The sequence below is a fragment of the Thermobacillus sp. genome, assembly GCF_003390775.1.
Lineage (GTDB): Bacteria > Bacillota > Bacilli > Paenibacillales > Paenibacillaceae > Thermobacillus > Thermobacillus xylanilyticus.
Genome location: NZ_QEWA01000033.1, coordinates 1 through 13,236, shown reverse-complemented (window position 1 = coordinate 13,236; position 13,236 = coordinate 1). Strand labels below are relative to the sequence as shown.

12 protein-coding genes are annotated in these 13,236 nt (G+C 62.3%); 9 read left to right on the top strand and 3 right to left on the bottom strand.

All coding sequences use genetic code 11. The features are described 5' to 3' along the window. The first annotated feature begins 16 nt into the window (after positions 1–16). From C6W55_RS06180 to C6W55_RS06165, 4 genes are read left to right on the top strand one after another with little or no spacing between them, the layout of a single operon-like run. Entirely contained in the window at positions 17–1,390 is a 1,374-nt protein-coding gene (locus C6W55_RS06180; RefSeq protein ID WP_213483465.1) for an ABC transporter substrate-binding protein, read from the top strand. Further along, complete coding sequence (locus C6W55_RS06175) at positions 1,390–2,292, top strand: carbohydrate ABC transporter permease (RefSeq protein WP_015254538.1); 903 nt, start codon at positions 1,390–1,392, stop codon at positions 2,290–2,292. Before C6W55_RS06180 ends, C6W55_RS06175 begins: the two co-directional genes overlap by 1 nt. Before the next feature lie 4 nt (positions 2,293–2,296). Then, positions 2,297–3,136 (top strand): carbohydrate ABC transporter permease, encoded by an 840-nt coding sequence (locus tag C6W55_RS06170; protein WP_015254537.1) that lies wholly within the window; start codon positions 2,297–2,299, stop codon positions 3,134–3,136. Positions 3,137–3,175: 39 nt separating this feature from the next. Then, positions 3,176–4,222, top strand: a complete 1,047-nt coding sequence (locus C6W55_RS06165; RefSeq protein WP_041854312.1) for a glycoside hydrolase family 88/105 protein — start codon at positions 3,176–3,178, stop codon at positions 4,220–4,222. Positions 4,223–4,313: 91 nt separating this feature from the next. Here C6W55_RS06165 and C6W55_RS06160 read toward each other — a convergent pair whose 3' ends face one another. Continuing rightward, a complete protein-coding gene (locus C6W55_RS06160; RefSeq protein ID WP_286891954.1) occupies positions 4,314–5,324 on the bottom strand; it encodes a zinc-dependent alcohol dehydrogenase family protein in 1,011 nt (336 codons plus the stop codon). Positions 5,325–5,448: 124 nt separating this feature from the next. Here C6W55_RS06160 and C6W55_RS06155 point away from each other — a divergent pair, with 124 nt between their 5' ends. The 3 genes from C6W55_RS06155 (at position 5,449) to C6W55_RS06145 (ending at position 9,448) form a co-directional block, all read left to right on the top strand. Next, the gene (locus C6W55_RS06155) at positions 5,449–5,844 is read left to right on the top strand and encodes a winged helix-turn-helix transcriptional regulator (protein ID WP_286891952.1); all 396 of its coding nucleotides are present in this window, start codon (positions 5,449–5,451) and stop codon (positions 5,842–5,844) included. Between the two features lie 89 nt (positions 5,845–5,933). Next, the gene (locus C6W55_RS06150; RefSeq protein WP_286891951.1) at positions 5,934–7,166 is read left to right on the top strand and encodes a GNAT family N-acetyltransferase; all 1,233 of its coding nucleotides are present in this window, start codon (positions 5,934–5,936) and stop codon (positions 7,164–7,166) included. 119 nt (positions 7,167–7,285) lie between these two features. Beyond that, entirely contained in the window at positions 7,286–9,448 is a 2,163-nt protein-coding gene (locus tag C6W55_RS06145; RefSeq protein ID WP_286891949.1) for a heavy metal translocating P-type ATPase, read from the top strand. A 32-nt stretch (positions 9,449–9,480) separates the two neighbouring features. Here the strand turns inward: C6W55_RS06145 and C6W55_RS06140 are convergent, their stop codons facing one another. Next, a complete protein-coding gene (locus tag C6W55_RS06140) occupies positions 9,481–10,668 on the bottom strand; it encodes a M14 family metallopeptidase (RefSeq protein ID WP_286891947.1) in 1,188 nt (395 codons plus the stop codon). Positions 10,669–10,764: 96 nt separating this feature from the next. Further along, complete coding sequence (sleB, locus tag C6W55_RS06135; protein WP_286891945.1) at positions 10,765–11,406, bottom strand: spore cortex-lytic enzyme; 642 nt, start codon at positions 11,404–11,406, stop codon at positions 10,765–10,767. Positions 11,407–11,648: 242 nt separating this feature from the next. Here sleB and C6W55_RS06130 point away from each other — a divergent pair, with 242 nt between their 5' ends. Further along, positions 11,649–12,023, top strand: coding sequence for an ArsR/SmtB family transcription factor (locus C6W55_RS06130; RefSeq protein WP_015254529.1), 375 nt, complete (start codon positions 11,649–11,651; stop codon positions 12,021–12,023). A 116-nt stretch (positions 12,024–12,139) separates the two neighbouring features. Continuing rightward, positions 12,140–13,102: a cation diffusion facilitator family transporter gene (locus tag C6W55_RS06125; RefSeq protein ID WP_213483472.1), complete on the top strand. Its 963-nt coding sequence runs from the start codon at positions 12,140–12,142 to the stop codon at positions 13,100–13,102. Positions 13,103–13,236 lie beyond the last annotated feature (134 nt).

Here is a 13,236-nt window from a genome sequence, read left to right as displayed (position 1 = left end):
AGGGGATGCAAAGAACATGAGACGCGGATGGATGTTGCTGCTCACCGTCCTGCTCACGCTGGCGCTCGCCGCATGCGGCGGGGGCGGCGGAAATGACGGGGGAAGCGGCGGAAACGGAGGCAACGCGCAATCTTCGGAAGGCGGATCGTCCGGCAATGCGCCGGGAAATTCGGCCGGCAAGTCGGACAGCGGCGCGAAAGATCCGGAACCGGTCACGCTCCGGATGGCCTGGTGGGGTTCGCAGCCGCGCCACGACTATACGCTGCAAGTCATCGAGATGTATCAACAGAAATATCCGCATGTGAAAATCGAGCCGGAATACGCAAACTTCGACGACTACTGGAAGAAGCTGGCTCCGCAAGCTGCGGCAAACGATCTTCCGGACATCATCCAGATGGACATCTCGTATCTGTCGCAATACGGCGGCAAGGGGCAGCTCGAAGATCTGACGCCGTACCTCGGCACGATCATCAACACCGACCACATCAGCGAGAACGCCATCTCCGGCGGCAAGCTGGGCGATCAGCTGTACGGCTTCAACATCGGGGTCAACACGATCCAGTTCCAGTACGATCCCGAGCTGCTCAAGAAGCTGGGCATCGAGAAGCCGGACGAGAACTGGACCTGGGATGACTACTACGCGCTGGCGGGCAAGGCGAAAGAAGCCGGGCTCTATTTTGACAGCGGTTTCCGTCCGGAAGTGTTCTTCGGCTACTATCTGCGGACGAAGGGCCAGCATCTGTACAGCCCGGACGGCACGTCGCTCGGCTACGACGACGACCAGCTCTTCATCGATTTCTTCGCGCCGCTGGCGAAGCTCGTCGCGGACGGCGATACGCCGACGCCCGACGTGAAGGCGCAGATCAAGGGGCTTGAAGACGATCTGCTCGTCAAGGGGCAGCAGGTCGGCGTCTGGCAGTGGACGAACCAGTTCGTCGGCCTGCAGCAGGTGGCGAACCGGCCGCTCGAAATGGCGCACATGCCGGGTCCGAACCGCGAGCAGGGGCTGTATCTGAAGCCGTCGATGTATTTCTCCATTTCGAAGAACTCGAAGCATAAGGAAGAAGCGGCGAAGTTCATCGATTTCTGGGTGAACGACATCGAGGCGAACAAGCTGATCAAGGGCGACCGCGGCGTGCCGGTGAACAGCCAGGTGATCGAAGCGGTGAAGCCGACGCTCGATCCGGCGCTGATCAAAGTATTCGACTACGTGGCCTGGGCGCAGGAGAACAGCTCGCCGATGGATCCGCCGGATCCGAACGGTGCGGCGGAAATCATCGCGCTGTTCAAGGAGATCACCGAAGCGATGGATTTCGGCAAGCTGTCGCCTGAAGACGCGGCCAAACGGTTCCGCGAAGAAGCGAACGCCATCCTGGCCCGCAACAAGTGATGCCCATGCGGTTCGCAGCCTGGAAAAATCAACTGACCGGGTACGCGTTCATCAGCCCGTTCCTGCTCGGCTTCCTGATCTTCACCGCATTTCCGATCGCAGCATCGCTGTACCTGTCGTTCACGGATTATGATCTGTTCACGGCGCCGTCGTGGGTCGGTTTTGAGCAATATGAGCGAATGTTTGCGGGCGATCCGAAGTTCTGGCGGTCGCTCCGGGTGACATTCCTGTACGTCTTCGTCGGCGTGCCGCTCAGGCTGACGTTCGCGCTCCTGATCGCCTTGCTGCTGAACCGCGCTTCACGGGCGGTCGGTCTGTACCGGACGGTGTACTATCTGCCCTCGATCATCGGGGGCAGCGTCGCCGTCTCGATCATGTGGCGGAACCTGTACGGCGACGAAGGCATCATCAATCTGGCGCTCAATCTGATCGGTCTGGAGAGCGTCCGCTGGTTCGCCGATCCGGCCGCCGCGCTCTGGATGCTCATCACGCTGTCGGTCTGGCAGTTCGGTTCGTCGATGCTGATCTTCCTGGCCGGGCTGAAGAACATTCCGCCCAGCCTGTACGAAGCGGCTTCCGTCGACGGCGCGAATCCGCTGCAACGCTTCTTCCGCATCACGATGCCGCTGCTGACGCCGGTCATCCTGTTCAACACAATCATGCAGACGATCGCGGCGTTCATGACGTTCATCCCGGCGTACATCATCTCGAAAGGGGAAGGCGGTCCGCTCGACGGCACGCTGCTTTATTCGCTCTACCTGTTCCGCCAGGCGTTCGTCTTCTATGACATGGGATATGCGTCGGCGATGGCGTGGATTCTGCTGCTCATCGTCGCGCTGCTCACGGCTTTGGTGTTCGCGACGTCGAAATACTGGGTGTTCTACGAGACGAAGGAGGACTGAAGCCATGACCGGCAAAAGACTCAGGCGGGCCGCTTACCATTTCCTGGCCGCGGGCGGCGCGTTCCTCATGGTGTACCCGGTCATCTGGCTGTTCATGAGTTCGTTCAAACCGAGCGAGCTGATCTTCGTAACGGCGGGAAAGCTCATTCCCGACCCGTGGATCTGGGACAATTACGTGACCGGATGGAAAGGGATCGGCGGACTGCATTTCGGCATTTTCATCAAGAACTCGCTCGTGCTTGTCGTGCTGGCGACGATCGGCGCGGTGCTGTCGTCGGCGCTGGTCGCCTTCGGCTTCGCGCGGCTGAAATTCAAGGGCAACAAGTTCTGGTTCGCCGTCATGATGATGACGCTCATGCTGCCGTTCGAAGTCGCTCTCGTGCCGCAGTACATTCTGTTCGCCAAGCTCGGCTGGCTCAATTCGATCAAGCCGATCGTCGTGCCGGCCTATTTCGGGGCGCCGTTCTTCATCTTCCTGATGATCCAGTTCATCCGGTCGATCCCGTCCGAGCTTGACGAAGCGGCGACGATCGATGGCTGCGGCAAATTCCGGCTGTTCTGGCAGATCATCGTGCCGCTCATCATGCCGGCGATGGCGACGGCCGCCATCTTCTCGTTCTATTGGCGGTGGGAAGATCTGCTCGGGCCGCTGCTCTATCTGAACCGGCCGAGCAGTTATCCGGTGTCGATGGCGCTCAAGATGTATCTCGATGCCGAGACGATCTCGAACTGGGGCGCCATGTTCGCCATGTCGGTCGTCAGCCTGATTCCGGTGCTGATCGTGTTTTTCCTGTTCCAGCGGCAGATCGTCGAAGGGATCAGCACGAGCGGACTGAAAGGATAGGAGGCGTTTTGCGTTTCAATGACGGAAGGAGTGGAGGATATGCCGCCGCTTGTTTTTGACGAGGATGCGGTTCGCGAAGCGATCGACCGGGTCGTCGACCGCACGTTCCGGATGGATTTCAACTGGGATTGGCCGGGAGGCGTCGCGTTCTACGGCGTCTGCGAAGCGTATGAAGCAACGGGGAATAGCGAATATATCGAACGGGTGAAAAGCTGGGTCGACGAGCAGCTGGAAGACGGACTGCCGAAACTGTCCGTGAACGGCGTGTCGATCGGCCATGCGCTCATCTCGCTCTATCAATATACGGAAGACGGCCGCTATCTGGATGCGGCGCGCAAGCTTGCGGACTATCTGGCGAATGAAGCGCCGCGCTTCGGAGACGGCATCATCCAGCATACGGTCAATTCGGTCGAGTATCAGTTCCCGGAGCAGGCGTGGGTCGACACGATGATGATGGCCGGGCTGTTCCTCGTCCGCTTCGGGCACCTGATCGGCGCGGAAGGGGAAGGGGCGCCGTATTTCCGCGACGGGATCCGGCAGTACCACGGCCATGAGGACGTGCTGCAGGACGAGACGACGAACCTGTACTATCACGGCTGGGACAACATCAACCGGAACCATATGTCCGGCGTCTACTGGGCCCGCGGCAACGCGTGGGCGGCGCTCACGATGGCGAAGGCGCTGCCGCTCATCCATGTGGCGGACCCGGCCTACATGATTATCGACGGCTCGCTGCGCGATCTGCTCAGCGCGCTCGTGCGGCTGCAGGGTGAGGACGGGCTGTGGCACACGGTGCTCACCGATCCGACCTCCTATACGGAGACGTCGGGTTCGGCGGGCATCGCCGCCGCGCTCTTGTCGCGCGGATCGCTGTACAACAAGGCGGTCAACCGGGCCATCGAAGGCATCCTCGGCCGGATCGCGCCGGACGGCTCGGTGCGCGGCGTCTCCGCCGGTACGGCCGTCATGTTCGACGCCGAAGGGTACAAAGGCGTGTCGCACAAGCGGGTGCAAGGCTGGGGCCAGGGACTGGCGCTCGTGTTCCTCGCCGACCTTCTCCGTTCGAAGTCGCGCGTGTTCGCGTGAACGCGGCGGGACCGCATCCGGTCCCGCGGCATCGCAGGGGAAGCTCCCGGCAAGGTCCGGGGCTTCCTTTATTTGTTTGACGCCGCGGCAATCAGAATGCGATTGCGATCTTGCCGAAGTGCCGGCCTTCGCCGAGCTTGGCAAACGCAGCGATCGCCTGGTCGAATGAATAAACACTGTCGATGACCGGCCGGAGTCCGTTCGCCGCGATGGCGCGATTCATCGCCTCGAACATTTCCCGGCTGCCGACGTTGATGCCCCGCAGCCGTGCGCGCTTGAGAAACGTCGGCACCAGCTGCAGCCCGTCCGCGGCGGGACCGGACATGATGCCGATCAGGCAGACGGTGCCGCCCGAGCGGATCGCCGCCACCGACCGATTCAGCGTCGCCGCTCCGCCGATGTCGACGACGAGGTCCGCGCCCCGGCCGTCCGTCCATTCGATGACGTTCCGGTCCCAGTCCGGCTCTTCCGTGTAGAGAACGCCGGCGTCGGCGCCGAGCTGAAGCGCCCGCCCCAGCTTCTCCGCGCTGCCGGAGACGACGAAGACGCGCGCCCCGTGCAGCTTGGCGAATTGCAGGGCGAAGACGGAGACGCCGTCCGTTCCCTGCACGACAACCGCGTCGCCGGCGCGCACACGCCCGGCTTCGGCGATTGCCTGCCAGGCGGTCAGCCCGGCGACCGGCAGGGCGGCGGCCTCCGCATCCGTCATATGCTGCGGCACGCGGATGATCCCGGATTCCGGCAGGACGACGTATTCCGCGAGCACGCCGTCCAGCGGAGCGCCGAGGCTCCGGGTATGCCAGCCGATCGGCGGATCGCCGTGGATCCAGCCCTGGGCGAACGTGCCGGCGACCCGGTCGCCGACGCGGAACCGCTGAACCCCGGGCCCGAGCTCGACCACCTCTCTGGCGCCGTCGGACACCGGAATGACCGGAAATTTGAGATCCGGAAAGTAAAATCCGTCGATCACCCCGAGATCGCGCGGATTGAGCGTGACGGCCCGCATCCGGATGAGCGCTTCGCCCGGTCCCGGGACGGGAACGGGGCGCTCGACGAGGCGCAGGTTGTCCAGCCCGAAGCCTTGCAATTCATAAGCTTTCATGTTGATCACCACTCCTTCCAACCGGGATAGACATAACGTAGCCGATCTTCTATTCTTTGGGAAGAAGGCACTTGAAAGTGTGTTGCGCACCTTCAGGTGCGCTGCGGAAGGGAGTCGAGGATCCATGAAGAAATCGGATGCGGCCGGCGGCAACATTTCGCTGGGCGAATGTCTGTACCGGCGGGTGCTCGAGCTGCTGGAGAGCAAGTGGAGCGTGCTGGTGCTTCACGCGCTCGACGGCGGCAGGCAGCGCTATCGGCAGATCGAGGCGCGCATTCAGGACATCACGCAGAAAATGCTGACGCAGACGCTGCGCCGGCTGGAACGGGACGGACTCATCCGGCGGATCGTCCATCCGACCGTGCCGCCCGCCGTCGAGTACGAGCTGACGGATCTCGGACGCTCGCTGATGCCGCATATCCGCGGGTTCCGGACCTGGGCTGCGGAGCACTTCGCCGAGGTGGTAGCGGCGCGGGCGGAATACGACCGGAAGCACGGGCAGCGGGATGCCGCCGAGTGAACATGCCGTTGTCCGTTTCGGCGGACCGTTGTATACTGGCGTTGAATTGCGGCGCGTTTCATTTTTGGACGGACGGGGGCGGAAACGATATGGCGGACGCGGCGAAACGGGCATGGCTGACCATCGATGATGCGCCGACCGAAGATTTCAGGCAGCGCGTCGACGAGCTGAACGCGCGGGGCATCCGGGCGGTCTGGTTCTGCCTCGGCGAACGGCTGGAACGGTATCCGGAAGAAGCGGTCCATGCAGTCCGAAACGGCCATATTCTCGGCAATCACAGCTACGATCATCCGGCGTTTTCGAAGCTGACGCTTGAGGAAGCGCGGGAACAGATCGCGCGGACGGAGCGGCTGCTGGACGGGATCTACGCGAAAGCCGGCATGCCGCGTCCGGTGAAGCTGTTCCGGTTCCCGTATCTGGACGACGGCGGAGACATAAAACGCGATGAACTGCAATCGCTGCTGCGCGGAATGGGCTTCGAGCAGCCGGGATTTCCGGGTGTGACCTATCCATGGTGGAAGCCGAAAGGCCGGCCTGAGCGGATCGACGTCGGATGCACCTACGATACATGGGACTGGCGGCTTCAGGAAGGCGGGGAGATGCTGCCGGAGCTGCTGGCCCGGATGGATGAGCATGCGTCGGAGCAGGGCAAGGGGCTGAACGATGCGCCGGGCTCGAATGAAGTGATCATGATGCACGCCTGGATTCCGATGGATGCGTTCCGGCTGCTGCTCGACCGGCTGCAGGCCAAGCCGCTGCGGTTCGATCCGCCGGTTCATTTGACGGTCCAAATCCGTCCGGCGGCGATTTCGGATCTGCCGATCGTGCATCCGTTCCAGTGCGATTATCTGCACCGGGAGAGCGCGGAAGACTGGAAGCGCCGGCTGGCCGATGGCCCGGGCATGTATCTCGCCGCTTTCGCGGGCGAAGACCTGGCGGGCGTCTGCTACGGGCAGCCGTCCCGCCGGCGGGAGGATGCCGCCGACCTGCAGGGCATCGCGGTCAATCTCGACCACCGGAAGCCGTACGCGCGCCGGGGCATCGGATCTCGGCTGCTCCGCACGTTCGAGCGGGTCTGCGCGGAGCGGGGATTCCGGCGGATCGGCGTCGGCTCGGCCGACGATCCGCGGGTCGAGTCGTTCTATCAGGCGAACGGTTACCGGCCGGTCGAGCTGGTTGCGAAAGATGCGGAAGGCCGGGAGCTGGAACGGGTGGATATCCGGGCGGAGGCTGCGGAACAGGCGGCGGAACGGAAGGAAGAACTTCGCCGGAAACACGGTGCCGCCGAAGTCATTTTCATATTCGAGAAGACGCTGGATTAGATTAACTCATGCCTCCGCTTCGGGTGGAGGTTTTTTTATTGGACGAACGTGTGAAACTGATTTATTATTAATGCATACCCTATACATGAAAGTTTGTTCATATATCGCGGAGGATAGCCATGGCACGACATGCTGCGCCGGAGTCCGGCATCACGAAGGTTTACCGCGTGGAAGGGTTCACCTGCGCGAACTGCGCGGGCAAATTCGAGGAGAATGTGAAGCGGCTCCCGGGCGTGCTGGACGCGAAGGTCAATTTCGCCGCGGCGAAAATTACCGTTACGGGCGAGGCGACGATCGCGGAGCTGGAAAAAGCCGGCGCCTTCGAACGATTGAAAGTGCGGCCCGATACCGGGGACATCGCAACGGGCGGCAACTCCGGCAAGGCGCGCGGGGCGGCGGCGTTCCTCAGGACGCACGGCAGCCTGCTCGCGGGCGCGGCGCTTCTTGCCGCCGGCTGTCTGGCCCGACTGGCGCTCGGCGGCCATCATCCGGTGACCGCGGCGGCATTCGCGGCGTCCATCGTCGTCGCCGGGCATCAGCTTTTCCGGACCGGTCTCAACAACCTGATCCGCCTCGACTTCGACATGCGGACGCTGATGACCGTCGCGATCATCGGCGCGGCGCTGATCGGCGAATGGACGGAGGGCACCGTCGTCGTCATCCTGTTCGCGCTCAGTGAAGCGCTCGAACGCTACTCGATGGAGCGCGCCCGCCGGTCGATCCGCAGCCTGATGGAGCTGGCGCCGCGCGAAGCCCCCGTGCTGCGGGACGGCCGGGAAATGACGGTGCGGACGGACGAGATCGAAGTCGGCGACACGCTCATCGTGCGGCCGGGCGCAAAGATCGCGATGGACGGGATCGTTGCATCCGGCACCTCCGCAGTCAACCAGGCCGCGATTACGGGCGAATCCGTTCCGGTGCCGAAATCGCCCGGCGACGAAGTGTTCGCGGGCACGCTGAACGGGGAAGGCCTGCTCCACGTGCGCGTTGCGCGGCTGGCGCAAGATTCGACGATCTCGCGGATTATCCGCCTGGTCGAAGAAGCGCAGGAAGGGCGCGCGCCGGCGCAGGCGTTCGTGGACAAGTTCGCCAAGTATTACACGCCCGTCATCATCGCCGCTGCGGCGCTGATTGCGGTCGTACCGCCCCTGATCTCCGGCGGCGGATGGCTTGACTGGCTCTACCAGGGGCTCGCCGTACTCGTCGTCGGCTGCCCGTGCGCGCTCGTCATCTCGACGCCGATCGCAATCGTCTCCGCCATCGGCAGCGCCGCGGGCCGGGGCGTGCTGATCAAAGGCGGCATCCATCTGGAGCAGCTCGGCGCGGTGAAGGCGATCGCTTTCGACAAGACCGGCACGGTCACGCAAGGGATTCCGAGGCTGACCGATGTCCGGCTGTTCGGCGAATCGGTTGACCGCCGGGATTTGCTCAGGATAGCCGCCGCGCTCGAACATCGCTCCGGACACCCGCTCGCTGCGGCCGTCACGGGGGCGGCCCGTGAGGAAGGCATCGATTTCCCGGGTACAATCGTGGACAACTTCACGTCCGTGACAGGCCGGGGAATCGAGGGCGAAACGGAAGGCGCGCGTTACCGCATCGGCAGCCCGGAATGGATCCGGATCGGGACGGACGCGCGGATGGAAGGCGAGTGGGAAGCTTATGCCAACCGGCTGCGCGGGGAAGGAAAGACGGTACTCGCCGTCGCCAAGGACGGGGAACCGGTCGCCGTACTCGGCGTCATCGACGAAGCGCGGCCGGAAAGCCGCGGGGTCATCGGCAAGCTGCATGAGCTTGGCATCCGGAAGACCGTCATGCTGACCGGGGACAACCGCGACACCGCCGCCGCCGTCGCCCGGCAAGCCGGCATCGATGACGTCAGGGCAGGTCTCATGCCCGAGGACAAACTGGAAGCGATCCGCGGTCTCGCGTCCGAATACGGCGCTGTCGCAATGGTCGGCGACGGCGTCAACGACGCGCCGGCGCTGGCCGCCGCGACCGTCGGCATCGCGATGGGCGGAGCGGGCACCGACGCCGCGCTCGAGACGGCGGATATCGCGCTGATGGGCGACGATCTCGGCAAGCTGCCGTACGCGATCCGGCTCAGCCGCAAGACGCTGGCCGTTATCCGGCAGAACATCGCGTTCGCCTTGATCGTGAAGCTCGCCGCCTTGCTGCTCGTCGTTCCGGGATGGCTGACAATCTGGATTGCCATCCTGTCCGACATGGGCGCGACGCTGATCGTCGCGCTGAACGCCATGCGCCTCATGCGCGTGCGGGCATGAGGCCGGCACGGCATGAGGCGCATGATCCGCCTTCACATATACAGGCTCGCGAGCAGAATGCCGAGCGCCCGTTCGTAAATTTCGCCGTACTGGGACAAGGGCAGCGGATTGACCCCGCGTCCCAGCTCGATTGTAAATCCCGGGCGGCGCCAATCCTGGATGAACCAGTCCTTGTAGCCCGCATAGCTTTCGATCGTCCGCACCGGCGTATAGCCGCTGACGCGGGCGAATTCGTTCACGATCACCTCGGATTCGGGCGGTTCGAGATTCTGGAAACCCCAGTAAATCTCTTCACCCTGGGTATGGAAGGCGAGCACGCGGGCGAAATCCCCGCTTCTCGTCAGCTCCGCCATCGCGACCGCTTCCGGTTCGGTGAGCGGCCCCGTGCCGGGATAGTCGCGCGGACCGGGCTCTTTCGGATTCCGCGCGGCTTCCCGATCCCAGAGGGCGGGGAACTGATCGTTCAGGTCGACGCCGCGGATGTTCGCTTTCCAGCCGCTGAAATCGGTGCTGCCGCCGTTCCATTCCAGTACGCGGCTCCGCCACGGCTCCTGCTCCGGCAATCCGCGGATCACCAGATCGACCCCGTCGGGATTGACCATCGGCACCATGGACAGGGTCACCGCGTCATAGAACGGCCGCATGTCGAGCCCGCGGATGGGTGTGCCGTTGACCAGCGACAGCGCGTAGTGGTTCAGAAACCGGACGAGGATGGCCGTTGTAATCCATTCGTTCGCATGGAATGAGCCGTTCATGTGAACGGTCACGGCGCCGCGGCCGATCCGCAGCTCCGGAATCGGCTTGCCGAGCACCGACGCGCCGATGTTCCGCCGGCGGATGAAAGGGTAAACTTCCGCGAGCCGGTTCAGATCCGACTGCAGCGCGGCCGAATCGTACGGCTTGATCGTATCGACGATGAACCAGGTGACGCGAAGCGGAATATTCAGCTGCGAGCCCACCGCAAGCCTGTCCGGAATGACGTTCGGGTTCAGCAAGAGCAGCGCGTCAACGGGCAATCCCCGCTGCCGGGCCAATTGCCACAGCGTATCGCCGGCTTTGACCGTGTATCCGGTGACGATGTAGCCCGGAATCTCCACTTCCTGGCCGATTGCGATATTCACGGGATCCAGCGCGTTCGAATCGAGAATGAGCGGCAGCGGCACCTGAAATATTCGGCTGTAAGCCCACAGCGTATCTCCCCGGCGAAACCGCACCCGCATCCGAACACCCCCGCATCGCTTATTGCTCGTAACCAACATATGCCGGAACGGGCGGGATAGAACGGATGGGCATTCGGCGTTTTGCGAATGCTGTTTTTATCGGGCGAAAATATGGTTGCCGATCGTCACGGTCTGCTGTCTCGACCAGATCCACTTGCTTGTTGCCGTCTTCGGATTGAAATAGTAGAGCGCGCCGTACGTCGGATCCCAGCCGCGGACGGCGTCGAGCGCCGCTTTGTAAGCCGTCGTGTTCGGCGTCAGCCAATACTGACCGTCGGCCACCGCCGTGAACGCGCCCGGCTGGAAGACGACGCCGCGGATCGTGTCCGGAAATTGGGCGGACCGGATCCGGTTCATCACGACCGCGCCGACGGCCACCTGCCCTTTATAAGGTTCGCCTCTGGCCTCGCTGTAGATGACGCGCGCCATGATGTCCATTTCGCTCTTGTTCAATGAATATTTGCGCAATGCTCTCCACGTTGCCGGCCCGACTACGCCGTCCGCCGGGAGCCCGTATTTCCGCTGGAAGTTCACGACCGCCTGCCGGGTATGGGGACCGAAATAGCCCGTCATCTCCTGATCGAACAGGCTGAGCGTTTTCAACCGGTATTGAATGTCCCACACATAGTCGCCCGAGCTCCCGTGCTTGAGCAAGACGTCCGCATGAGCCGGCGCGTCTGCCGCCATCGCTCCGGCAGCCAGCAAGCACAGGAAGATGAGCATTCTCAGTCTTTTCATGTTCATCCCTCCTTACCCTGACGATTGTAGGATGGGAGAGAGAGGGGAACAAGACCGAAACAATTGGAATCGGGCGCGGGATGGCCGCGGATGCGGACGGGAAGCGGAACGGCGGTCAGGTTAATCTTTTTTAATCCGAACAGACCGTTGAATGAGAATGTATTCATGGAAGGTGCAATCTGTATTCGTGTTATAATAGGTTCTAATAGGTTCTGGCAAACTTGTAAAAGATGGTGATACGGATGGAAAAAGCGTTACAGGATAGCATTTGTGATACAAGTTGTATCGGAACGAACGCGGATGTGCAAGCGGTCAAGGATCATCTGGTCGATGACATGACGGCATCCGATGTTGCCGATCTGTTCAAGGCGCTCGGCGACCCGACCCGGGTGCGGATCATTCATGCGCTGCTGCAGTCTGAATTGTGCGTTCACGATCTGACGGTCGTGCTCGGGATGGGACAATCCGCCGTATCGCATCAACTGCGCATTCTCCGCAATATGCGGATCGTGAAGAGAAGGAAGGAAGGCAAGACGGTTTATTACAGTCTGGACGACGAGCATGTCGCGCAAATTTTCAAGCTGACGCTCGATCATTTGAATCATTTGAAGCCGTGACGGTGTACCGCACCTCCGCCGTGGGTGGAGGTTTTTTTGTGTTGAACGGTTGCGCGGGGTTGCGGTACTGTATATAATAAACATGAGCAATTATTCATATGTAATGGAGGCTTGTCATGGCTCACGGTCATCCTCATGGTCATCACGGCCATGATCATCACGGGCATCATCACGGCCATCATCATCACGGTCATCCTCATGTCCACGGTGCCGGCAACCGGGCCGGGCTGACCATCGCGCTTGCCATCACGACCGGCATCATGGTGCTGGAGATCGCCGGCGGGCTGCTGACGAACAGCCTGGCGCTGCTGTCGGACGCGGGGCATATGTTCAGCGACGCGGGGGCGCTGGCGCTCAGTCTGTTGGCCATGCGGCTGGCGGCGAGGCCGGTGTCTTTGAAACGTTCATACGGATTCCGCCGGTTCGAAATTCTGGCCGCGCTGCTGAACGGCGCGACGCTGTTCGTCATGGCCGGATTTATCCTGTGGGAGGCCGTGGAGCGTTTCCGCGAACCGGCCGAAGTGGCCGGCGGCATGATGACCTTCATCGCCTTCATCGGGCTTGCGGCCAACGCGGCCAGCGCCTGGTACCTGATGCGCAAAGGCGACGTGAAGTCGAACCTGAACGTCCGCAGCGCCTATCTGCACGTCATCGGCGATGCGCTGGGTTCCGTGGGGGCGATTGCGGCGGGCCTTGTCATTTCGCTTACCTCATGGTACTGGTTCGATCCGCTCGTCAGCGTATTGGTGACGCTGCTCATCGTGAGAAGCGCGTGGGGCGTGACCCGGACCGCCGTTCATATTTTAATGGAAGGGACGCCGGAGACGATCGATGCGGGGAAGGTGAGGGAGACGCTGCTCGGAATCGACGGCGTGCTGGACCTCCACGATCTGCATATCTGGACGATCACGTCCGGACTCGATGCGCTCAGCTGCCATCTGCTCGTCCGGGACGAGCAGGATGAGCAATCCGTGCTCCAGGAAGCGCTCAACCGGATCGAGAAACGGTTCCATATCCGGCACGCGACGATCCAGATCGAGAAATCCGGCTGCCGCCACGCCAGGCTGGAGTGTCATTGATCCGGATAATCGAGTAGGAGGGGGCGGCTAGCCCCCGACCTCTCACACCACCGTACATGCGGGTCCGCATACGGCGGTTCCGTAAGGTTAACAAAGTTCCAGGTAACGAGAAAGCAGACTTTTCAGCCCTTTCG